Annotated in this window: 21 protein-coding genes and 2 pseudogenes; 11 read left to right on the top strand and 12 right to left on the bottom strand. The window is 69.9% G+C overall.

Annotated features, from left to right (window positions below):
* Positions 1-119 precede the first annotated feature (119 nt).
* From ACW4TU_RS36145 to ACW4TU_RS36170, 6 genes are all read left to right on the top strand, one after another.
* Positions 120-698 carry an ester cyclase gene (locus ACW4TU_RS36145; protein WP_457420260.1) on the top strand — a complete coding sequence of 193 codons (579 nt, stop codon included), beginning with the start codon at positions 120-122 and terminating at the stop codon, positions 696-698.
* A 50-nt stretch (positions 699-748) separates the two neighbouring features.
* A complete protein-coding gene (locus ACW4TU_RS36150) occupies positions 749-883 on the top strand; it encodes a hypothetical protein (protein ID WP_457420262.1) in 135 nt (44 codons plus the stop codon).
* Positions 884-1003: 120 nt separating this feature from the next.
* Positions 1004-1849, top strand: coding sequence for an SDR family NAD(P)-dependent oxidoreductase (locus tag ACW4TU_RS36155; protein WP_457420264.1), 846 nt, complete (start codon positions 1004-1006; stop codon positions 1847-1849).
* 10 nt (positions 1850-1859) lie between these two features.
* Positions 1860-2306 (top strand): nitroreductase family deazaflavin-dependent oxidoreductase, encoded by a 447-nt coding sequence (locus ACW4TU_RS36160; protein ID WP_457420266.1) that lies wholly within the window; start codon positions 1860-1862, stop codon positions 2304-2306.
* A gap of 181 nt (positions 2307-2487) precedes the next feature.
* Positions 2488-3468 (top strand): aldo/keto reductase, encoded by a 981-nt coding sequence (locus tag ACW4TU_RS36165; RefSeq protein WP_457420268.1) that lies wholly within the window; start codon positions 2488-2490, stop codon positions 3466-3468.
* 81 nt (positions 3469-3549) lie between these two features.
* Positions 3550-4089: an NAD(P)H-dependent oxidoreductase gene (locus ACW4TU_RS36170; RefSeq protein WP_457420270.1), complete on the top strand. Its 540-nt coding sequence runs from the start codon at positions 3550-3552 to the stop codon at positions 4087-4089.
* 412 nt (positions 4090-4501) lie between these two features.
* On the opposite strand, the gene ACW4TU_RS36175 is transcribed toward ACW4TU_RS36170, so the two are convergent.
* Positions 4502-4915, bottom strand: a complete 414-nt coding sequence (locus ACW4TU_RS36175; protein WP_457420272.1) for a (R)-mandelonitrile lyase — start codon at positions 4913-4915, stop codon at positions 4502-4504.
* Between the two features lie 183 nt (positions 4916-5098).
* Positions 5099-6355 (bottom strand): MFS transporter, encoded by a 1257-nt coding sequence (locus ACW4TU_RS36180; protein ID WP_457420274.1) that lies wholly within the window; start codon positions 6353-6355, stop codon positions 5099-5101.
* Positions 6356-6807: 452 nt separating this feature from the next.
* Between ACW4TU_RS36180 and ACW4TU_RS36185 the strand changes: the two are divergent.
* Positions 6808-7461, top strand: a pseudogene (locus ACW4TU_RS36185) (helix-turn-helix domain-containing protein); the annotation flags it as partial.
* 49 nt (positions 7462-7510) lie between these two features.
* Here the strand turns inward: ACW4TU_RS36185 and ACW4TU_RS36190 are convergent.
* A pseudogene (locus tag ACW4TU_RS36190) lies at positions 7511-7600 on the bottom strand (carbon monoxide dehydrogenase); the annotation flags it as partial.
* A 188-nt stretch (positions 7601-7788) separates the two neighbouring features.
* On the opposite strand from ACW4TU_RS36190, the gene ACW4TU_RS36195 reads away from it, so the two are divergent.
* A complete protein-coding gene (locus ACW4TU_RS36195) occupies positions 7789-8697 on the top strand; it encodes an esterase/lipase family protein (RefSeq protein WP_457420276.1) in 909 nt (302 codons plus the stop codon).
* A 75-nt stretch (positions 8698-8772) separates the two neighbouring features.
* Here the strand turns inward: ACW4TU_RS36195 and ACW4TU_RS36200 are convergent, their stop codons facing one another.
* Together ACW4TU_RS36200 and ACW4TU_RS36205 are read right to left on the bottom strand one after the other, a co-directional pair.
* The gene (locus tag ACW4TU_RS36200) at positions 8773-9804 is read right to left on the bottom strand and encodes a lytic polysaccharide monooxygenase auxiliary activity family 9 protein (RefSeq protein ID WP_457420278.1); all 1032 of its coding nucleotides are present in this window, start codon (positions 9802-9804) and stop codon (positions 8773-8775) included.
* A 147-nt stretch (positions 9805-9951) separates the two neighbouring features.
* Positions 9952-10086, bottom strand: coding sequence for a hypothetical protein (locus ACW4TU_RS36205; protein WP_334592328.1), 135 nt, complete (start codon positions 10084-10086; stop codon positions 9952-9954).
* Between the two features lie 136 nt (positions 10087-10222).
* On the opposite strand from ACW4TU_RS36205, the gene ACW4TU_RS36210 reads away from it, so the two are divergent.
* Positions 10223-10810, top strand: a complete 588-nt coding sequence (locus ACW4TU_RS36210; protein WP_457420280.1) for a class I SAM-dependent methyltransferase — start codon at positions 10223-10225, stop codon at positions 10808-10810.
* 59 nt (positions 10811-10869) lie between these two features.
* Here ACW4TU_RS36210 and ACW4TU_RS36215 read toward each other — a convergent pair whose 3' ends face one another.
* Positions 10870-11388: a ribonuclease FAU-1 family protein gene (locus ACW4TU_RS36215; RefSeq protein ID WP_457420282.1), complete on the bottom strand. Its 519-nt coding sequence runs from the start codon at positions 11386-11388 to the stop codon at positions 10870-10872.
* Complete coding sequence (locus ACW4TU_RS36220) at positions 11369-12298, bottom strand: GNAT family N-acetyltransferase (RefSeq protein WP_457420284.1); 930 nt, start codon at positions 12296-12298, stop codon at positions 11369-11371. The genes ACW4TU_RS36215 and ACW4TU_RS36220 overlap by 20 nt, the downstream gene beginning before the upstream one ends.
* 71 nt (positions 12299-12369) lie before the next feature.
* Between ACW4TU_RS36220 and ACW4TU_RS36225 the strand changes: the two genes are divergently transcribed.
* Positions 12370-12738, top strand: coding sequence for a GntR family transcriptional regulator (locus tag ACW4TU_RS36225; protein ID WP_457420286.1), 369 nt, complete (start codon positions 12370-12372; stop codon positions 12736-12738).
* A 141-nt stretch (positions 12739-12879) separates the two neighbouring features.
* On the opposite strand, the gene ACW4TU_RS36230 is transcribed toward ACW4TU_RS36225, so the two are convergent.
* Positions 12880-13974: a DUF5925 domain-containing protein gene (locus ACW4TU_RS36230; protein ID WP_457420288.1), complete on the bottom strand. Its 1095-nt coding sequence runs from the start codon at positions 13972-13974 to the stop codon at positions 12880-12882.
* Positions 13975-14149: 175 nt separating this feature from the next.
* Here ACW4TU_RS36230 and ACW4TU_RS36235 point away from each other — a divergent pair, with 175 nt between their 5' ends.
* The gene (locus ACW4TU_RS36235; protein WP_457420290.1) at positions 14150-15577 is read left to right on the top strand and encodes a GH39 family glycosyl hydrolase; all 1428 of its coding nucleotides are present in this window, start codon (positions 14150-14152) and stop codon (positions 15575-15577) included.
* A gap of 34 nt (positions 15578-15611) precedes the next feature.
* Here ACW4TU_RS36235 and ACW4TU_RS36240 read toward each other — a convergent pair whose 3' ends face one another.
* From ACW4TU_RS36240 to ACW4TU_RS36255, 4 genes are read right to left on the bottom strand one after another with little or no spacing between them, the layout of a single operon-like run.
* Positions 15612-19403 (bottom strand): lipopolysaccharide biosynthesis protein, encoded by a 3792-nt coding sequence (locus tag ACW4TU_RS36240; protein WP_457420292.1) that lies wholly within the window; start codon positions 19401-19403, stop codon positions 15612-15614.
* Positions 19396-20205, bottom strand: coding sequence for a polysaccharide deacetylase family protein (locus ACW4TU_RS36245; protein WP_457420294.1), 810 nt, complete (start codon positions 20203-20205; stop codon positions 19396-19398). Before ACW4TU_RS36245 ends, ACW4TU_RS36240 begins: the two co-directional genes overlap by 8 nt.
* Entirely contained in the window at positions 20202-21200 is a 999-nt protein-coding gene (locus tag ACW4TU_RS36250) for a glycosyltransferase family 2 protein (protein WP_457420296.1), read from the bottom strand. Before ACW4TU_RS36250 ends, ACW4TU_RS36245 begins: the two co-directional genes overlap by 4 nt.
* The gene (locus ACW4TU_RS36255) at positions 21197-22036 is read right to left on the bottom strand and encodes a glycosyltransferase family 2 protein (RefSeq protein WP_457420298.1); all 840 of its coding nucleotides are present in this window, start codon (positions 22034-22036) and stop codon (positions 21197-21199) included. The genes ACW4TU_RS36250 and ACW4TU_RS36255 overlap by 4 nt, the downstream gene beginning before the upstream one ends.
* Positions 22037-22386 lie beyond the last annotated feature (350 nt).

Consider the following 22386-nt stretch of genomic DNA (forward strand, 5'->3'; position numbering starts at 1 on the left):
TGGTGGTGCACCGCCCACGACGGTGTGAACGGCCCGGATACGGCGGCGCTCGTGCCGCCGGTCACCAGCTCTTCTGCGGCGCCGTCGGCGCCGTGATCACCGAGGTCAGAAGGACGATCATGCGTCGGTACACCAGGCCGGCCGCCGTAGTCACGGCGCTGGGAGCGCTCAGCCTCGCGGCCTTCGGATCGGGAGCCGCGGACGCGGTCGGCACGGCCGACCGCGGCACCGGTTCCGGGTCGCCGTCCCGAGTCACGGCGGAATCCGTCTCCTGGAACCACGGGACGGCTCAGGTGAACAAGCGCATCATGCAGCGCTACACCAGCGAGTATCTGCCCGGTCGCGATCCCGCTCTGGCGAGCAGGTTCGTCAGCCCGGACATCGTCGTGCACTCCGGGGGCCAGACATGGCAGGGCCGGGACACGTATCTCGGCATCGTCGCCGCGAACCTGAAGGCGTTCCCCGACCTCAAGTGGACGGTGCAGGACATGCGGGCCGAGGGCGACACCGTGGCCATCCGCTACTCCATGACGGGCACCCACGAAGGACCCTTCGCCGGGGTCGAGGCGACAGGCAAGTCCATCCGCTCGGAGAGCATGGCGTTCTACCGCCTGTCCCACGGCAAGATCGTCGAGGAACGCGCCCAGCTCGACATGCTCGGCATCCTCCGGCAGATGGGCGCCATCCCCGCCGCATAGCAGCGAGGCTCTGTACTTCACCCGCCAACAAGCCCGAGATCCACAGCGAGATGATCCAGCCCTTCCCCGGGACGACCGAGATCCTCGCCCCCGAGGACATCGCCGACGGCGTCGCCCACATGGTCACCCGGCCCCGCCACGCCTCCGTCGCCGAGCTGTGGATCATGCCCACGGTCCAGGCCTGACGCCGTCCGGCCCACCCAGTCCTTCCTCGTCCACCGCCCGGCCGGCCGCCGGGACGGGCACGGCGCATCACCACCGCAGATACCGGGTGCCAAATCACGGCGCCTGAAAGGAAATCCCTCATGAGCAAGGTCATTCTCGTTACCGGTGCCGGACGCGGTCTGGGCACGGACATCGCCCGCGAGGCCCTCGCGGCCGGCCACCAGGCCGTCGCCACCGGCCGCCGTCCCGAGGAGGTCGAGAAGACCCTGGGCGGACCGCAGGACAACCTGCTGGTCACCAAGCTCGACGTCACCAGCCTGGAGGACGCCGAGGCCGCCGCGCAGGCAGCCGTCGACCGCTTCGGCCGTATCGACGTCCTGATCAACAACGCCGGGAACCTGTTCACCGGCTACTTCGAGGAGATCTCGCCCGCGCAGATGCGCCGGCAGTTCGAGACCAACCTCTTCGGCCCGATGAACGTCACCCGCGCCGTCCTGCCCGTCATGCGCAAGCAGCGCGCCGGGCACATCATCACCATCACCTCGACCGCCGGCCTGGTCGGCATGGAGTTCACCTCCGCCTACGCCGCCTCCAAGTTCGCGGAAGAGGGCTGGATGGAGTCCCTGCGCTACGACGTCGAGCCGTACAACATCCACACCACGGCCGTGGAGCCCGGATACTTCCGCACCGAACTCCTCGTGGACGGTTCCACCACCTGGCCCGAGCTGTCCATCGACGACTACGCCCCGCGCACCGCCCCGAGGATCGAGGGCATGAAGAGCATGAACGGCCAGCAGCCCGGCGACCCCGCCAAACTCGCCCGCGCCCTGCTGATCATCGTTGACCAGGAGAAGCCCCTGCAGCGGTTCGTCGCCGGCGCGGACGCCATCGAGGCCGTCGAGGCCAAGGCGAAGGAACTCCTCGCCCAGGCCGACGCCTCCCGCGAACTGGGCGACAACCTCGCCTACGACGACACCCACGCCTGAGAGGGACAACATGCCACTGAAAGGTGAGTACGAGCCGAGCAAGGCGCAGTTCGTACGTGACCAGGTGGAGCTGTACGAGAGCTCTGGTGGCACGGAGGGAACGACGTTGCAGGGCCTGCCCGTTGTCGTCCTGACCACCCTGGGCGCGAAGAGCGGCAAGATCCGCAAGTCCCCGCTCATGCGGGTGGAGCACGACGGCTCCTACGCCGTGGTCGCCTCCGCCGGAGGAGCCCCCCAGCACCCGGTCTGGTACCACAACACGGTGGCCGACCCCCGGGTCGAGCTCCAGGACGGCCCCGTACGCCAGGACATGCTGGCCCGCGAGGTCACCGGGGCCGAGAAGGCCGCGTGGTGGGCCCGAGCCGTCGAGGCCTTCCCGGGCTACGCCGAGTACCAGAAGAACACCGACCGTGAAATCCCGGTCCTCGTCCTGGAACCCGCGGCCCAAGAGCACTGACCCGGCACAGCCGGTTCCGCCTACCGATCCCCGCCGTCCGTCACCGGCAACACCGGCCTGGGCTACGGCGACGTCCGCGCCTGAGCGGTACGCCCCGAAGCACGCACCGCCGGATGGTGGCGTACCGCACTGGTCACGACCACCGACCGGGCCTGACGGCCGTCACGACAAGGAGTACCTGATGAAGCACGTATCACTGGGCGGGCTCGATGTTTCCCGCATCGGTCTCGGAGCCATGACCATGGCCGGCGTCTACACCACGGGCGGGGGCCTCGACGACGCCGAGTCGATCCGCACCATCCACCGGGCGCTGGACCTCGGGGTCACCCATATCGACACCGCCGAGATCTACGGCCCCTTCCACAGCGAGGAACTCGTCGGCAAGGCCATCAAGGGCCGGCGCGACGACGTCGTCGTGGCGACGAAGTTCGGTCTCGTCTCCCACGCCGGCGACGGGCCCGGCGTCATCGACAGCAGCCCCGGCAACGTGAAGACCGCGGTCGAAGGCTCGCTCCTGCGGCTCGGCACCGACCACATCGACCTCTACTACCAGCACCGCGTCGACCCGAAGACACCCATCGAGGAGACGGTCGGTGCGCTGGCCGAGCTGGTCGCCGAGGGCAAGGTGCGCCACATCGGACTCTCCGAGGCCGGCCCCGAGACGATCCGCCGGGCACACGCCGTACACCCGGTGGCGGCACTGCAGACCGAGTACTCCCTGTGGACCCGCGACGTCGAGGCCGAGATCCTCCCGCTGCTGCGCGAACTCGGCATCGGATTCGTGCCCTACTCCCCGCTCGGCCACGGCCTGCTGACCGGGCAGATCCGCACCGTCGACGACTTCACCGACGACGACTGGCGCAAGACCAACCCCCGCTTCACCGGCGAGAACTTCCAGCGCAACCTGACCATCGTCGACGAAGTACGGGCCATCGGCGCCGAGATCGGCGCCACCCCGGCCCAGACCGCACTGGCCTGGCTGCTGACCCGCGGCGACGACATCGCCCCCATCCCCGGCACCCGGCGGGTCTCACGCGTCGAAGAGAACACCGCCGCCGACGCCGTCGAACTCAGCGCCGCTCAGCTCGACCGCCTCAACAACCTCACGCCGGCCGCGGGCGAGCGCCACGACGAGGCGAACATGGCCAGCATCGACCGCTGACCGTTCCTGCCCCGTCACACCCGACCAACCCGCGTCCATTCACCCCACCCGGTTCACCGATCACTGAAAAGGTTTCTCATCATGTCCAAGGTTCTCCTTGTCGTAGGCCACCCCGACCTGGCCCGGTCGAAGGCCAACGCCGCGCTCGTGGACGCCGTCCGCGATCTGCCCCATGTCACCGTGCACGACCTCTACGCCACCTACCCCGACTTCCAGATCGACGTCGACGCCGAGCAGGCTTTGCTGGCCGAGCACGATGTGATCGTCTTCCAGCACCCGGTGTTCTGGTACAACACCACCCCTCTGTTCAAGCAGTGGCAGGACAAGGTCTTCACCTTCGGCTGGGCCTTCACCATCGACGGATCCGCCTCGCAGCTGGCCGGCAAGAAGGCCGTCGTCGCCGTCACCACCGGCGTCCCCGCCGACCACTACACCCCCGAAGGCTCGAACAAGGCCACCATCGAGACCCTCCTCAGCAACTGGCACGCGACCCTGCGGCTGTGCCAGTTCGACATCCAGCCGATGGTCAAGCTGTACGGCACCGCTTTCGGCCTCTCCGACGAGGACCTGGCCACCTCCGCCAAGCAGTACAACGAACTGCTCGCCTCCTTCACCGCCTGACCGCGCGCTCACCACCGCGGCCGCTGTCCTTGAGGTACCGGACATCAGCTGAGGGCGCCCACAGCGCGTGTCCGGAGACTCGTGGGTGGGTGACTGGTCTGCGTCAGCGAGGTCCTGATGGATGCTGACCATGCCGAGGTTGAGCGCTGGCGAGATCCCTACGTCGGGTCGTGCTCGTGCAGTGAGCACTCATTCCACAGTGACCTCGCCGCAGACTTTGTCGATGAGCTGGAGGGACTCTCCTCTGAACAAATCATCACCCCGAGCAGACCACCATGTGCTGCGTCACCGCCGCCCGCCCTGAACGCACCGCCAAACCGTATCGTCAGCAGGTTTGTTGGTCGCCGGCGCGCACCGCTGCGCGCTTCGTCGGGGTCGACTACGGCCACCTGTTCCAGCTCTTGCGCTGTGGTTACCGGCTGCGGGTGCGGGGGCCGTTGTACTGCTGGTCGGTGACCGGCTCGGCCCAGGTGGTCTCGGTGGTTCCGTCGCCCCTGCCTTCCCACATGGCGATGTGTTCCATGAACCGGTCGGGGGTGGCGCCGTGCCAGTGTTCCTCGTCGGGCGGGCAGGTGACCGTTTCGCCCGGGTGGGCTTCCAGGACGGTGCCGTCTCGGGTGCCGATCAGGGCGATGCCGGAGACGACGTGCAGGGTCTGGCCCAGGGCGTGGGTGTGCCAGTTGGTGCGGGCGCCCGGGGAGAAGCGGACAAGGTTGGCGCGCATCCGGGACGGCTCCTGGCCGGCCACGATGACGTCCCACCACACGTCACCGGTGAACCAGTCCGCCGGGGCCTTGCTGCTGGGCTGCTGCTTGATGAATTCCATGATGTCTCTCTGAACTCTCTTGGTGCGTTGGTTTTGCTTACTGGGCCGACGTTAGTGACCTGCGTCGGTGAGTTCCCTCGTGGCCGCGCTCAGGACGGCCTCGAAGGCGTGTGGTAGCGGCAGAAGCCTTGGGTTGGCTTCAGGCGGTCTCCCAACGAGAGCTTTGCGGGATGCGGGCGCCCGTCAGTGCCGCGACGGTGTTGGTGTGGCCGCGTCGTCCTGCGCGTGGGAGGAGTTCGTGTGCCGGGTCACGATCCGCGCTCTGCGGGGTGCGCCGCTGAGAGCGAGAGCGATGAACGGCAACAGAGACAGGGCGGCGGAGACCGCGCCGACCAGGGCCGGTCCGGTCAGGCCCAGAGAGGAGTCCATGGCTCGGCCGGCGATGGCCGACCCGACGGCGATGCCCGTGTTGTAGGCGGAGGTCGTCAGCGCCGAGGTGAGGGTGGGTGCGTCGCCCGCGAACCGGACGGCAAGCGAAGTGACGACCGGGGGAACGGTGAACCCGGTCAGGGCCATGAGGAACACCAGGACGATGGCCGCGACCGGGCTGTTCGACAGTGGGATCAGCAGGAACAACGTCAGGGAGGTGGCCGCGGCGGCGATGAGGGTCGTGGCCATCGGGCGGCGATCACCCATGCGTCCGCCGATGGCGGTGCCGCCCAGCGCGCCGGCACCGAAGCCGATCAGGACCAGCGGCACGGCCCCTTCAGCAATGCCGGCGCGGTCGGTCAGCAGCGGGGTGATGTAGGTGTAGGTCGCCAGGACACCACCCATGATCAGCACGGCGGCGGTGAGTGCCAGCCACAGCCGGCTCTGCCGCAGAGCACGAAGCTCGGCCCGCACCGATACCTCGGCGCGCTGCTCGACGGTGGGGATGAAGCGGCCGACGAACGCGGCGGCCAGGGCCGAGAGCACGGCAAGGGCCCAGAACGGGCCGCGCCAGCCGGTGAACTGGCCGGCGAAGGAGCCGATCGGTACGCCCACGACGTTGGCAAGGGTCAGGCCGCCCATCATCACGCCGACAGCCCTGGTGGAGTTGCCGGGGCCCGCGGCAGCGGTGGCGATGACGAATCCGATCGCCCAGAAAGCTCCGGTGGCCAGGGCGGTGACGACGCGGGCCATGAGGAGAATCGTGAAGGAGCTGCTCAGCGCGGCGACGACGTGCCCGAGGGCGAAGACGGCCAGGGCCATGATCAGTGTCCGGCGCTGGGGCAGGCGCAGGGTGGCCATGGCCATGGTGGGTCCACCGACGATCATGCCGATCGCGAAAGCGGTGATCAGCAGGCCGGCCTGAGACACGCTGACACCGAGGTCACCGGCCATCTCCGGCAGCAGGCCGGCGATGACGAACTCGGTGGTCCCCATCAGGAATGTACAGGCGGCGAGCACCCAGACGACGAAGGGCAGCTTGCCAGGGGAGGTCCCGGCTGTGGAAGGCATACGTGTGCCTCGCTCCTTGCAAGTGGTTGGTGGGGCAGAAACCGTCCTCGACCGTGTCGATGGCACGGATGCAACCGTGCCATCGGCTCCTGAACGCGACAATGGGAGAAAACTTTCCGGGTAAAAAACTCTCCCCCCAACGAATTTCTGGAAGAGGGACGCCTGGCCGTGAGAGGCGCGGCCCCGTCCGTCATGGTCCGCTGGCCGCATCGGCTGTCCAGCGCACAGTGTGCAGTTGGCGACAAATGAATTCGCTCGAGTGTAGGAGGGTAGGGTTTTCTATCCGTATGTTCGCGTCGGCCACGGGAATGCGGACGGTGCGGTTGTGAGGACCAGTGGTCACGCGGGGTTCGTCGCTTCGGAATGCGATTGACGGGAATTCGTGTTCCGGGTACAGATCTCACCCCCCAGCCGAGCTGTCCCGTAGTGGCTTCCGCAGTACCGTGTCCGGCATGAGCAGGGACGCACACCTGAGCGAGCTGGGTGAATTCCTCAAGGCCCGGCGCACCGAGCTGAGCCCCGTGCGATGGGTCTGCCCGAGAGCGGGGCGCTGCGTCGGGTTCCGGGCCTGCGCCGGGAGGAGCTGGCGCAGCTGGCCGCGATCAGCACCGTCTACTACACCCGCCTGGAACAGGGGCGCATCGAGGCCTCTACTCCGGTCCTGAGCGTCCTGGCCCGGGTGTTGCGCTTGGACGATGGCCAGTGTGACTACCTGTTCGAACTGGCCGGGAAGGAGAACCCGCGGCGGCCACATCGGCACGCGGCGCAGAAGGTCCGGCCGTCGACGCGACGGCTCCTCGACAATCTCACCGACACCCCTTCCTTCGTTCTCGGCCGTTGCATGGACATTCTCGCCTGGAATGATCTTGCTGCCGCCGTGTTCGCGGATTTCTCCCAGATTCCGGAAGGGCAGCGCAATTCTGTGCGGCTGCTCTTCACTGATCCCGCTATGAGGGAGTTGTACGCGGACTGGGAAACCGTCGCGCGTACCAACGTGGCATTTCTGAGGATGGAAGCAGCGGTCAACCCGAACGAATCCCGGCATGACCGCACTCGTCGAGGAGCTGTCCGAAAAGGATCCTCAGTTCCGGGAGCGGTGGGCCGCCCGGAGGCCTTGGTGAAGGTGAAGGTGAAGGGATGCATGGGAGGCGGGTCTCATTTCCCGTGGGTGGTCTGCTCGACCGCGCGCACGATCTTCACGTAACAGCCGCAGCGGCAGATGCTGCCGCTCATCCACGAACGGATAACGATGTGCCGGGCGGGGTGTGGCTGCCCACTATCACGGTCTCGGGGTGTGGTGTGAATTTTTTACCGACCCGTAACTTCCCTCGTTGACTACTCGCCCGTAACTTGACGAGTGAACGACATCCAGTGATCCGGATCACAGGGCGTAGAGCCGTCGCAATTCCCTTGAGCCGCAAGGAGATCACTCGATGCTGCCCTGGAAACGCGTACTCAGACCCCTCGCCGCACTGTTGCTGGCCGCCGCGGCCACCGCTGTGCCCGTCGCCACCGCGCAAGCCGAGTCACAGACCGAGTCACAGACCGGATCACAGGCCGAAACGCAAGCCGAGTCCGCCTCCAGCAGGGGCTGGAACGACTTCTCCTGCAAGCCGTCCGCCGCCCATCCCCGCCCCGTCGTCCTCGTCCACGGCACCTTCGCCAACGGAGTGGACAACTGGCTCACCCTCGCGCCGTACCTGGTGAACCGGGGCTACTGCGTCTTCTCGCTCGACTACGGCCAACTGCCCGGCGTACCCCTCTTCTACGGCCTCGGCCCCATCGACAAGTCGGCCGAGCAACTCGCCGCCTTCGTCGACAAGGTGCTCGCCGCGACCGGCGCCGCCGAGACCGACCTCGTCGGCCACTCGCAGGGTGGTCTGATGCCCCGCTACTACCTCAGGTTCCTCGGCGGCGCCGCCGAGGTGCACACCTTCGTCGGTATCGCGCCCAGCAACCACGGCACCACCCTGAACGGCCTCACCAACCTGCTGAAGTACTTCCCCGGGGCCGACGACCTGCTCACCACGGCCACCCCCGCTCTCGCCGAACAGGTCGCCGGGTCCCCCTTCCTCGCCAAGCTCAACGCGGGCGGTGACACCGTCCCGGGTGTCAGCTACACGGTCCTCGCGACCCGGTACGACGAGGTGGTCACGCCGTACCGGAGCCAGTTCCTGAGCGGCTCCGACGTGCACAACGTCCTGATCCAGGACCTGTGCCCGCTGGACCTCTCCGAGCATGCCGCCATCGGACTGCTCGACCGGATCGCGTTCCACGAGGTGACGAACGCCCTCGACCCGGCGCACGCCACCGCCACCACCTGTCTGTCGGCGGTCGGCTGACGCCGGTCGGGGATCGTTCGCCGGGGCCTGGCCGACCTGAGCCGCCGGCCAGGCCCCGGCGAACGGAGTGACAGGTCAGCGGCCGGACCGCCCGCCGCCCACCGCACGTCGGCGGACCGACAGGAACAGGGCGGCGGCGCCCAGCGCCAGGGCGCCCGCGCCGCCCACCACGAGGTACGGGGTACCGGAAGTGCCGCCGGTCTCGGCGAGATTCACCGCGGCACCCGCTGCCTTCGGCCGCGTGACCGGCGCGCTGCCGGACGTGGCGGAGGGTGTGCCGGGGGACGAGGTGGGGGACGAGTCGGGAGATGTGCCGGCGGACGTACCGGCCTCCGCCCCCGCATGCCCCGCATGCCCGACCGTCGACTTGTCGGCACCGTCCTCGATCTGCTCCTCGGAGGGCGCGGAGGCGCTGCTCGACGCACCGCCGTCTGCCCCCTCGCCTGTACCTTCGCCCGCCCCCGAACCCGCGCCGAACGTCACGTCGGAGCATGAGTAGAACGCCTCAGGGCTGTCCGAGCGCTGCCAGATCGCGTACAGGAGTTGTCTGCCGGAACGTTGCGGCAGAGTGCCGGAGAACGTGTAGAAGCCGCCCGCCGCGGCCGGGTCCGTCGCCACTGCGACCGGGTGTCCGAGGTCCAGGTCGGCCCAGGACAAGGGCTGGGCCGGGTCGTAGCCCGGCTTGGTGAGGTACACCACGAAGGTGCCCTTGTGCGGGGCGGTCACGCGGTACCTGAAGGTGTACGAGCCGCCGCGCACGCTCGTCGCGGGCCAGTCGGTGCGGGCCAGGTCGAGGCCCTTGAACTCCTCGTTGCCCGCGCTGCACAGCTCGCCGTCCGGGATCAGCGCCTGGTGACGCCCGCCCGCGTCACCGATGCGGATGCCGTTCCAGTCGTAGAGCGCCTGGGTACCGCCTGCCGCGACCGCCGCCCGGCACGCGGCCGAGACCGGTCTCTCGGGACCCTCCGCGTAGCACTGGGCGACCCTGCTGACCGGGTCGCCCATCGAGCCGTGCGCGGACGCGGGCGTGGCGCCCAGGGCGAACGCGGCGACCCCGAGGGTGGTGACGGTGGTGATCGCGGCGGCCGTGCGGCGGCGGGCGGGCATGCGGGATCTCCTCGCGACGGTCAATCGGGGGCACTCGGCGAACTAGCCCCAGGAAACCGCTGAATCGCCTGTTGGAGGCGGGTGAGGGAGATCCTTATGGTCGGCTTAAGGAAGGGTTCGGACTGCGCTCAGGCAGGACGGCCGGCTTCAGCCGTCCGGCCACCAGGTGCGCGCGATGTCCTTGCGGACCTCGGGACGCTCGGTGGTGCGTTCGTCGGCCTCTTCCCGCACACGGCGGGCGTCCGACTTCTTCAGGGGCTTCTGCACGGTTACGCGGCGCATGGCTGCCTCCTTCGGTCCACCGGGTTCCGCGTTTTCACGGAGATAGACCATTTCCGGGAGAGTGACTCATCGGAGCCGGTCTGTCAGTGGCGGCCGTCACGATTCCATTGTCAGTGGTGGGTGTCACTCTTGGCCCATGACCCACACCGACTGGGACGCGGAAGCGGCCACCTTCGACGACGAGCCCGACCACGGCCTGCGTGACCCGCTCGTGCGCGAGGCCTGGGCGGCCCGGCTGCGCTCCTGGCTGCCGGACCGCCCGGCCGACGTCCTCGACCTGGGCTGCGGCACCGGCAGCCTGTCGCTCCTCGCGTCCGAACAGGGGCACCGCGTCACCGGCGTGGACGCGTCCGCGGCCATGGTCGAGCACGCCCGGAGCAAACTGGCCGGGCGAGCCGCGGTGTTCCTCGTGGGCGACGCGGTGGCGCCACCGGTCGGGGAGGAGCGCTTCGACGTGGTGCTCGTACGGCACGTCCTGTGGACGCTGCCCGACCCCGCGCGGGTGCTGCGCCACTGGCAGGGGCTGCTCAGGGCCGGCGGACGGCTGGTACTGGTCGAGGGGGTGTGGGGGACGGTCAGCCCGGCCGGCATATCCGCCGACACGCTCACCGCGCTGCTCGCGCCCCTCGCCGCGGACGTCCGTGTGGAGCGGCTGTCCGGCGACGCGCGGCTGTGGGGGCGCGAGGTCGAGGACGAGCGGTACGCGGTACTGGCCCAGCCGTAGGCACACGAGCAGGTTCAGAACGAGCCGGTTCAGAACGAGCGAATTGAGAACGAGCAGGTTCAGTCGAGCAGTGACTCGAAGCGGCCCTCGCGCGCCAGCGACTCCAACTCGTCGAGGGCCGCCACGGCGGCTGACGCCGCACGCGGGTCCGACTGCGCCAGACCGCTCTCCTCGAACTCGTCCTCGTCCAGCCGTCGTACGTCCGTGCCGTCGGCGGAGCGCCACAGGTCCAGGTCGAGATCCTCGACGACCAGGTCGGGGCCGGCGAGCGTGGCGGGGCGGGCGATGTCGCAGTACCAGCCCTTCAGCGTGCCTGTCGCGTCCCGGACCTCCTTCACGGAGTACCAGCGGTCCCGCCAGTAGTACTCCGTGAACACGTCACCGGGCTCGAAGCGGACGAAGCCGAAGTCGCGGACTCCGGTACCGGCCCAGGGGGCGCGTACGGCGAGGCGTGTGCCGTCGTCGTGGAGCAGCTCGGCGGGGTAACTGATCTTCGTGCGGCCGGCCTTGACCAGGACGACGTTCACCGTGGGTGGGGAGGGGGACGGGGCTGTGGCCTCAGGTGAGTTCGCGGACATAGCGGACCTCCGTCGCGCAGATCTCGTATCCGAACCAGTTGTTGATCGCGATCATCGGGCCGTTCCCGGCGTCGTTGCCGGTCAGGGCCTCCGTGTAACCGGCGGCGTGGGCTCGGTGCAGGGAGTCGTTCTTGGCGAGCTTCGCGAGGCCCCGGCCACGGAAGTCGCGGGCGGTGCCGGTCATCACGGTGCCGTAGCGGGTGGCGCCGTCGGTACGGGCCGCGCTGAAGGCGGCGGGGCGGCCGTCGACGACGGCGACCGAGGTCAGCTCGTGGCTGAGCAGCGGGTGCTGCCAGGTCTCGCGGAGCCAGGCCTCGTAGTCCGTGAACTCGTAGTCGACATCGCTCGGTTCGTCCGACGACGCCTCCGCGTCCAGGTCGAACAGCGGGCGCGGGTCGGCGGCGAAGTCGGAGGCCGGGCGGATTTCGACGCCGGGCGGGGGGTCCTGGAGCGGGGGCAGCTTGCCGTTCGCCAGGTCCAGACGGAGGAAGTGCGCGTTGCGGCTGGATCGGTAGCCGCGGCGTTCGGCGAAGGCGCGGTTGTCGGGGGCGTCCAGCACCCAGGAGAAGGACTTCGTCACCCCCGCGGCGGCGAGGTGCTGTTCGGCGGTACGGACGAGGAGCGCCCCGGCGCCCCGCCGGGTGCGCTCCGGGTGCACATACACGTTGACGTACCCCTGGCCGGGCTCCGCGCTGTCGTGGACGACTCCGGTCTGGGCGGTGCCGAGGACCTCGCCGTCCTCCTCGGCGATCAGCGCCCGGAAGCGGGCGTCGGGGTGGGCGTGCGCGATGTCGTACGCGACGCTGTCCGGTGTGAACAGGAGGAAGGGGAGCGCTACGTGCCGGATACGGGCGAAGGCTTCGACGCCGGCCTGGTCTTCGGTGCGAAGAGTTCGCACGGTCACTGTCATGAGCTCGGACGTTACGCGGGGAGACACAGCGGTTGCCTCCCATTTTCCGGCCGGTACGGGACAATCACAGCGTGACCCTGAAGATCCGCATCGACGACAGCGCGCCGCCCTACGAGCAGGTGCGCGCCCAGATCTCCGAGCAGGCCCGGGCCGGGACGCTGCCGGTGGGGTACCGGTTGCCCACCGTGCGGGGGCTTGCCGAGTCGCTCGGTCTCGCCGCGAACACGGTCGCGAAGGCGTATCGGGCGCTGGAGTCGGACGGGGTGATCGAGACGCGGGGGCGCAACGGAACGTTCGTCGCTGCGGCGGGCTCGGCGGCGGAGAGGGAGGCGGCGTCTGCTGCGCAGGCTTACGTGGAGCGGGTTCGGCGGCTTGGGCTGGCGGAGGATGTGGCGTTGGCCGCGGTGAAGGATGCCCTGCGGGCGGCTCATCAGGGGTGAGCGGGGTGGTTCTTCGGCTGCGGCTCGGTGGGGGCTTGTCGCGCCCACGCGGCGGAGCCGCAGATTGACACAGCCCCGCGCCCCTGACGGTGCGCCTCCCACCCGGCGATTACCTGCACAGGTTCGCAGCCGTGCCCCCGATTACAAGTACAGGCCCGCGTCCGCTCCCTCCCGCTGGTCCGGGACCGTTGTCGGGGTTGTGCCCCGGCGTAGGGCGTACAGCTCGGCGAGGGTGGCGCCCTCGCGGGCGATTCCCTCCTCCGTGCCCAGCCAGGCTGCCGCCTCGCGGCGGGTGAGGGGGCCCACCTCGATGCGGGCCAGACAGCGGCCGGGGCGCACGACGGCCGGGTGGAGGCGTTCCAGGTCCTCGTTGGTGGTGACGCCCACCAGGACGTTGCGGCCCTGGCCGAGGAGGCCGTCCGTCAGGTTCAGGAGACGGGAGAGGGCCTGGCCCGCCGTGTGCTTCGCCTCGCCCCTGATCAGTTCGTCGCAGTCCTCCAGCAGGAGCAGCCGCCAGCGGCCCTTGCCCGTGCCGTCCTCCTCGCCGATCGCGATGTCCATCAGATAGCCGACGTCGGAGAAGAGACGCTCGGGGTCCAGTACGCAGTCCACCTGGCACCAGTCCCGCCAGGAACGGGCCAGCGTGCGCAGCGCGGACGTCTTGCCGGTGCCCGGCGGGCCGTGGAGCAGCAGCAGCCGGCCGGCGATGTCCTCCGGCGTCGTCTTCATCAGGCCGTCCATCGCGTCCGCCACCGGCGCGGTGTAGTTGGCGCGGACCTCGTCCCATGTGCCCGCCGAGATCTGGCGGGTCGTGCGGTGCGGGCCCCGGCGCGGGGACACGTACCAGAAGCCCATCGTCACGTTCTCCGGCTGGGGTTCGGGCTCGTCCGCCGCGCCGTCCGTCGCCTGGTCGAGGACCTTCGCGGCCAGCTCCGGCGTGGTCGCCGTCACCGTGACGTCGGCGCCCCGGTTCCAGCGGGACACCAGGAGGGTCCAGCCGTCGCCCTCCGCCAGGGTCGCGCTGCGGTCGGCGTCGCGGGCGCTGCGCAGGACGCGGGCGCCCGGCGGGAGGAGCGTCGCCCCGGACCGTACGCGGTCGATGTTCGCCGCGTGGGAGTACGGCTGCTCGCCCGTCGCGAAGCGGCCGAGGAACAGCGCGTCGACGACGTCGGACGGGGAGTCACTGTCGTCGACGTTGAGCCGGATCGGCAGCGCGTCGTACGGGTTCGCGGACATGCCGCCATGATCCGGCACCAGGCCGCCGAGTGCACCCGGTTTCCGTGGTGCGCGCCGAGTGTCACCCCGTACGGTGTCTGCGGCCCGCGCGTCCGATACGTCCATGTTCTGTTATCCGGCTGTGCGCTGCGGAGGTCTGCCCTCCGCCCGTACCCCGCCGTTACTGTTGCCCTTGATGGGACGTCATGGGTGGAATTCGGCGGCTCGGTGGTGGCGGCTCACCGCCCTGCTCGGGGTGGGGGCCGCCGCCCTGGCCCTGGTCCTGACCCTGTTCAGCACACTGCCGTCGAACGGTGGCAGCACCGCGGGTACCTCCCGCGACGGCGACAAGGTGCACGGCACGCCCCCCGCGTCCTCGCCCGGGTCGTCCGAGCCGGACGTCGGATGGGGCTTCACCCACACCCGGTTCAGCGCCGACGAGGGCGACGCGTCGGCCGTCGACCGGGTCGAGGGGCTGCTGTCGAAGGACGCCGGGCTGCCGCAGAACCAGCACATCATGGGCTGGGGCGCCGGCAACCCCGAGCCGGTGAAGGGGCGTTACGACTTCACGGAGATGGACCGCCGCATCGACTTCATGCGTGCCTCCGGCGCCACCCCGGTCGTCACCCTGTGCTGCGCCCCGGACTGGATGAAGGGCGGCAGGTCCGGCTCCGACCGGACCGACTGGAGCCGGTCCGCCCTGGAGACCGCCCCGGAGCGCGCGCACTACAAGGACTTCGCCGCGCTCGCCGCGACCGTCGCCAAGCGCTATCCCGACGTGCGCCACTTCATCGTGTGGAACGAGTTCAAGGGCTTCTGGAACAACACCGGGGCGCGCTGGGACTACGAGGGCTACACCGACCTGTACAACCTGGTCTACAAGGCGCTGAAGAAGGTCGACGAGGACATCATGGTCGGCGGTCCGTACCTCGTCATGGACAGCCTCGACCCGCGGCGGAAGCCGGACGCCTCCACGACCTTCAAGGGGCCCTGGGGCGCCATGGACCAGCGGATCCTCGACGCCTTCGACTACTGGAACACGCACAGGGCGGGCGCCGACTTCGTCGTCGTGGACGGCTCCAGCTACACCAAGGACGACGAACTGCTGCCCGACGAGTTCACGGCGACCGAAAAGTTCACGGCCGTCGGGAAGTGGGTGCGCGCACGGACGGACGGACTGCCGCTGTGGTGGGCCGAGTACTACGTCGAGCCCGCCGACGGCAACGACGACCGCACCGGCTGGTCCGAGACCCGCCGCGAGGCCGTCCAGGCCGCCGGCCTGATCGCGATGGCCAAGGGCGGCGCCTCCTCCGGCTTCTACTGGAACCCCGAGGAGGAGAAGGGCACCGACTGCGCGGGCTGCCTGTGGACGCCCACCTCAAGTGGCGGCGGCGGAGCGGCACTTCCCATGTACGAGCTGGTCTCCCGCTTCGGCGCCGCGTTCCCGCCGGGCACGCGGTACCGGACCGTCCCGGTGGCCCCGGACGACCGGCCCAACGTGCGCGTGCTGGCCGACGACAAGGCCGTCCTCGTCGTCAACGTCCTGGACCGGCCGATCGACGCGCGGGTCGACGGCAAACGGTTCAGGATGGGCGCGTACGAGGTGAGGTGGCTCAGCCGCTGAGCCACTCAACCGGTGAGCCGCCCCACCCCCAGCCTCACTTCATCGTCAGGAACCGTTGCACCAGTGCGGCCGGCAACACCGCCAGCAGCGGCAGCGAGAACCAGAAGCTGCTCTGCAGCCAACGGAGTTGGCGGACCCCCGGCCGCACCGCGACCCGTACCGCCTCCCGGACGGTGAGCAGCAGGATCAACGCGACGGCAGCCAGGCCGCCCACCACCGACCACGGTGTCCACGTCACCTGGGGACCGATCGGGCCGGGATCGGCCTTCGGGACCCTGCCCTCCGGTTGCTGCCGCAGCGCGTACATCGTGACGTCGGAGTTGACGAACACCTGCTTCAACTCGTCGCGGCCGTCCAGGTTCTGGAGCAGCCGGTGCTCCCAGGCGGCCGAGTAGCCCACGTCCAGCCGGAGGTACACGACCTGGCTGCGGTTGACCATCAGATACGACTGGGGGCCCGCGTCCTTGAGCGCCTTCACCAGCCCCGACACCAGCACCGGGTCGGCCGGTGCGAGCGTCGGCTCGTACCGCACCTTCTCCATGTCCCGGGCGCCCCACGGCAGGGCCGGTGTCACGTTGTCGGCGAGGTCGTTGCTCAGCCACAGCAGCCGTACGGTCGGAGTGTCGTGGGCGTACACGTAGTTCATCGCGGCGACCTCGCCGGGGCGGGTCCGTTCGAAGGACTCGTTGCCCCAACGGGCCACCAGGAAGCCGCCCATGAGGACCAGGCCCGCCAGCAGGGCGGCCAGCGGGGCGAGGCTGATCCGGTCCCGCTCCTGTTCCTTCGGGGTGACCCCGGTGCGCGGGAAGAGCGCGAGCGCGCCGAGCAGGGCCGCGCCGGGCAGGGCGAACATGAAGACGCGCAGGGCCATTTCGCCGCCGTACGACTGCATGCCGAAGCCCAGGAACGGGACGAAGGTGAGGACGAGCAGGGAACGTTCGCGGTACTTGTGGTCGCGGCGGCGCCACCAGCCGCAGCAGGCGAGGGTCATGACCCCGCCGGCCAGCAGGACACGCGTGTAGAGGACGAACTTGTGCGTCGAACTGCCGCCCTCGATACGGCCGGAGACGCTCGACGACACATTGCCGCCCACTCCGCCCATCCCGCCGAAGAGTTCGTCGAAGTGCCCCGACCAGTACGGCTCGGCCATGAATCCGACCCAGGCCGCGACGATGACGCCGAACAGGATGGGCAGGCCCCGCAGTTCGGACCGGCCGATCAGGACCAGGACGGCCAGCACGCCCAGCATCACGAACGGCGTCAGCTGGTGGGCCGGGACCGTCGCAGCGAACAGGGCGATCAACACGGCCAGCAGTACGGCCTGTTGGCGGCGGTCCGTCGGCTCGACCTCCGCCTCGCCGGGCCGCATCTTCGCCCACAGCACCCGTGGCGCCCGGAACCACACCAGCAGGATCGCCACGAAGACCAGATAGAGGAGGTAGGTGAAGCCCTGCGGGGAGAAGTAGTCCTGGCCCACCCAGCCGCTCAGGACGAAGATCCACACGCCGGTCCACTTAGCGCGCCAGCTCGCCCGCAGGGAGCGCGTCAGCAGCAACAGCGGTGCCAGGTAGAGCAGTTGCATGGTCAGCGGCCACCAGCGGATGACCTCGGTGAGATCACTGACCCCGCAGGCCTTCGCCACGAACGCGGCGCCCGCGAAGAAGCCCGGCCAGCTCCAGCGCGCGTCCAGGTCCGGTACGGCGGTCCCGGTCCGGTCGATGTGGTCGATGAACCCCAGGTGCTGCCAGGCTGTCGCGAACCGCGGTTCGGCCTCGATCGCCGCGGGCAGCGCGTGCAGCGACACGACGGTCGCGAGCAGCGTCAGAGCCAGCAGCGTCCGGTGTTCCCGGTTCCCCCACAGCAGCGACGCGAACACCACGACCAGCAGCGCGGCCCCGATCAACGTCGGCAGCGGCAGTACGGAGACCAGCCCGAGCCCGCCCATCCGGTCCAGGTCGGCCTCGCCGAGGTGGGACGCCGGCACCCAGTAGAGGAGGAGCGCGGCGATCAGCAGACCGCCGAGGACCAGTCCGCCCCGGGTGGGCAGCAGACGTGCGCGCAGGGGGAGCGGAGGCGGTTCGGGTGAGGTGTGCGGAGTCCGCGACTCCCGTACGAGGGAGGCCCGTACGGCGTGTACGAGTTCGGCGTCCGCGCCCGCCGGGACGGCGAGGTCCCGAAAGGCGCCCTCCACCGGCAGCCCCGCGACCTGCGGCCCCGTCTGTTTCAGGGCCCAGGCCGGCCGGTGGTCCGCACGCGGCGCCGGTGTCCCCGTGGGCGGGGTTCCCGGCCCCGGGCGGACGTCCGGGCGGCGTTCCAGATGGTCGAAGTCGACGTGGACGCCGAGCGCGAGGGTGTCCGAGTCCCGCGCCCAACCCTGCCCGTGCCTGCGGGAGTTGACCGCCAGGACATCTCGCGTCCCCAGGTCGGCGAGGTCGCCGTCCGGTGCCGGGCCCTCGGGGACGGCGTCCTCCGGCGCCGCCCTGACCGTCCGGTACAGCCTGGGCGCGGCGATGGCGACGATCACCGCGAGGGACGAGATCTCCGCGACGCCCGCGCCGGTCAGCCCCGTCCGGGGGAGCAGCAGCAGCGTCAGACCGAGCACCAGGACACACAACAGGCCCTGCATCCAGGCGAGTCCACCGGTGCGGCTCTGGGCGCGCAGCACCGCGAAGTACGTCTCCATGACGACCCGCAGCACCGCGCCGACCGCGAACCAGCGCAGCAGCGGGGTCGCCGCGTCCGCGTAGCCCGAGCCGAAGACGCCCAGGATCCAGGGCGCGCCGAAGAACAGCACACCGGCGACCGGCAGCATGATCCGTGCCATGCGTCTGAGGGCGGCCCGGGTGTTGGCGGCCAGCCGGGCCGGATCGTGCGAGCCCTCGACGGTGAGGGAGGCGCCCATGTTGATGGCGAGCAGGTTGACCGTGCCGCCGATGGTGGTGGTGATGTAGAAGTACGCGTTGTCGGCGGAGCTGACCTGCGAGGCGACGATCACCGGCACCAGGTAGACCACCGCGAGGGAGAACAGCGACCCGGTGTAGTCGCCCGCCAGGAACCGGCCGATCTCCTTCGGCGTCGGCGGTTTCGCGTGCGCCTCGGTCGCCCTGACGTGCCGGGGCACCAGCCGCCGGAAGACCAGCCAGCCCAGCGGAAGTACCGACATGGCGATCGCCGCGACCCACGACACGAAGACACCGCTCGTCGGGATCGCCGCCGCGAAGGCGACCAGCAGCCCCAGCTTGACCGCCGAGAACGCGGTGTTGCCGACCGGTACCCACAGCGCGCTGCGCAGCCCGGTCAGCACCCCGTCCTGGAGGGTGAGCAGGTTCCACAGGACGACGGCGCCGACGAACCCCAGGGCGGGCACCGGCCCGTGCAGGAACCGGTACGACGGTCCCCAGCTGTCCAGCGTGAGCAGGAAGACGCCGCCGGCCAGCGCGACGATCACCGAACTGCCCGCGTACGTACGGAAGATGAGCCGCCCGGTGGCGCGGCCCGCGACCGGGATGAAGCGGGCCAGGGCGCCTGTCAGGGTGACCGCCGTGAGCCCGGCGAGGAGCTTCATGGCGGCGATCGCGGCGGAGCTCTGGCCGACCGCCGACTCGGTGTAGTAGCGGGCGGCGGCCAGCCAGAAGCCGAGCCCGAGCACGGCGGAGATGCCGGTGTTGAGCATCAGCGCGTAGGCGTTGCGGAACAGCTGGCTGCCACCCCCCTGGCCCCTGCCCAGGCCGGGCAGCCGCAGCCGCCGCCCCGGACGCTGCTCGGGTGTCTCGGCCCCGGGGATCCCAGTGGCCTCGGTCGCGGGTGTGGTCGTCGTGTCAGACACGGGAACGGACGGCCTTCAGGCGGACCTGACGTGCGCTGCGGACGATGGCGTACCCCTTGGTGAGGGCACGGTCCCGGGCGAAGTTGCGGGCGATCGCTCGGCCCTCGATCAGCCGCTCGAACTCCTGGATACTGGTGCTGCGGCGCACGGTGACGCGTTTCAGGGCGTACGGACCCTGTGCCCGGCGTGCGAGACCGTTGCCGACCGCGAGCGCCTGCGCGAACCCCGTCTCGCGGACAGCGGTGCGCACCCGGCGGCTGGAGTAGCCGTAGGGATAGGCGAACGACACGGGCACGGTGTCCAGTTCGTCCGCGACGATCTCCTTGCAGCGCGTCAGCTCGAAGCGCAGCGCGTCGTCGTCGAGCTGGTCCAGCTCCGGGTGCGTGTGGCTGTGGCCGCCGATCTCGACGCCCACCTCCGCGAGTTCGCGCACCTGGTCCCAGTCGAGCATGGTGTCGAGAGCGCCGCCGGTGCGGTGCGCGCCCCGGAGCCAGCCCGTCGAGACGAACAGCGAGGCGGAGAAGCCGTGTTCGGCCAGCACCGGCAGCGCGTGCCGGTGCACCCCCTCGTATCCGTCGTCGAAGGTGATCAGGACCGGCTGCGGGGGCAGTACCCGCTCCATCGAGAACGGGCGGCGCCAGGAGTCGGCCAGTTGGGCCGTGGTGACCGGATGGAAGTCCCGGTTCGCGAGCAGCGCCATCTGCTCGGTGAACGCCTCGGGCGTCACCGAGAGGGTACGCGTGAGGGGACTGGGCGTCCGGGTGACCGAGTGGTACATCAGGACGGGCACGGGCGCATTCATGCCGTACCCCCTTCGACGCTCCGCTCGATCTCCACCACCGTGAACGTGGCCCCGCCCCGGCGCGCCCGCAGGCTCCCGAGGACGTACCCGCCGGCCGCTGTCAGCACCCCGGCGACGATCGCGCCCGCCCGGCCCGCGCCGCCCGGCCTGGCCAGCAGGGCGTCGCGCAGACCGCGCGCGACCCCGGCGGGCAGCACCCTGGTGGTGTACCGGCGTTCCGACGCAAGTCCTCTGCCCGCGCCCACACTTCGGGCGACCAGCGCCTTCGACAGACCCTCGGCGTAGGTGCGGGTGCGGAAGTACCCGAAGCGTTCGCGGACCTCGGGCACCCGGTGGTGGATCACCGCACGGTCGTCGATCAGCAGTACCGCGTCGGGCCCGGCCCGGGTGAGCCGGATGCACAGCTCCGTCTCCTCGCAGCCCAACGGCCGCTTGTCGCCGTCCCGTCCGATACCGGTGGCGAAACCGCCGGCCACGTCGAAGGCCGTACGCCGGAAGGAGGCGTTGCCGCCGAGCACGTTGCGGACCCTGACGCGCCCCCCGGGCAGCCCCTTGTAGGTGCAGCCCACCACCCAGTCGAACTCCTCGGGGAACCAGGCCGGCCGGCGGCCCGACGCCCAGATCGGCATCGTCCGGCCGCCGACGGCCATCACCCGGGGGTCCGCGTACCCCTCGGCGAGGTGGCGCAGCCAGTCGCGTTCGGCCACGGCGTCGTCGTCGAGGAAGGCGATGATCCCCCCGTGCGAGGCGGCGATCCCGGTGTTGCGGCCGGCCGACAGGCCGCGCGGGCCCGCGTTGGCGAGCACCCGTACCTCGCCGGTCTCCTTGTACTCCTTGGCCAGCCGCTCCAGGAGAGCATGGTTGTGGTCGACGACCAGGAGTGTCTCCAGGGCCGGCCGCGACTGCGCCCGCACCGAGGCGACCGCCGCGAGGATGTCCTCCCAGCGGTCCTCGGTGTAGACGCAGACGACCACCGAGACGTCCGGCTCGCTCAAGACACCTCTCCCCGGCTCGTGCTGAGGACGCGGGAGTGCGAACGGCGGCGCAGGGCACGCCGGTTGGAGCGCTCCTCCAGGATCACCCGCAGGACGCGCAGCCCGTCGCGCACGGCCCGCAGATTGCTCGCGCCGTGGATACGGAGGTACTCGTGGCTCGGGATCTCCTGCACCTTGAGCCCCGCCTTGACCACCCGGATGTTGATCAGGGTCTCGATCTCGAAGCCGGTGCAGTCGAGGTCGATCTCGTCGAGGCAGTGCCGCCAGAACGCGTTGTAGCCGTAGCAGAGATCGGTGTAGCGGGCGCCGAACTTCTTGTTGACGACCGTGCACAGCGCCCAGTTGCCGAGCCTGCGGATCGGCGTCATGTCGTCGGTGCCACCGCCGTTGGCGAAGCGCGAGCCCTTGGCGAAGTCGGCGCCCGAGACCAGCGCGGAGACGTACGACACGATCTCCTGGCCGTCCGCCGACCCGTCCGCGTCGACCATCACGATGATGTCGCCGGTGCAGGCCTCGAAGCCGGTGATCAGGGCATCCCCCTTGCCCTTGCCCCGCTGTTCGACGACCTTGACGCCGGGCCACAGCCCGCGGGCGACCTCGACGGTGTCGTCGGTGGAGTTGCCGTCGACCAGGACCACTTCATGGATCCAGTCGGGCAGGCTCTTGAAGACGTACGGCAGGTTCTCCGCCTCGTTCATGGCGGGGATCACCACGCTCACCGGTGGCGTGATCGCCAGGTGGGAGGAGATCGGCCGGTACACGTCGGCCGTGATCGGTTGCTGGTCGGCGATCGCGGGCGACTGACCCGGTATCGCCGGTCGCAGAACGGAACTCATGACTCTGGACCCTCTCGTCCGGTAGACCGCCCGCCCCTGGGCAGCCCGGCTTTTGTCCGGTTCGAAAGGGGGGTTCTCACTTACGGCATGCCGAATGGACTCTCCGTATCAGTCTCTGGCCGTGCTCATACACGCCGGGTGAGCTGGCAAAGCTGGCCGAACACCGTGACCCGGTGGTCGGTTTCGCGGCACGGCCCGGCGAGACGTACGTCCACCGGGCACGGCACCCCCCTACCGCGCCCCGCTCCGACGGTCGCCGTGGACCCTGAGCCCTCCCCTGAGTCACAGGACGACGTACCGATGCGGGTAAGAGTATGACGGTATTGACGATTGCGCCCTTATGGCAAGAC

The organism is Streptomyces kryoterrae, from assembly GCF_054072135.1.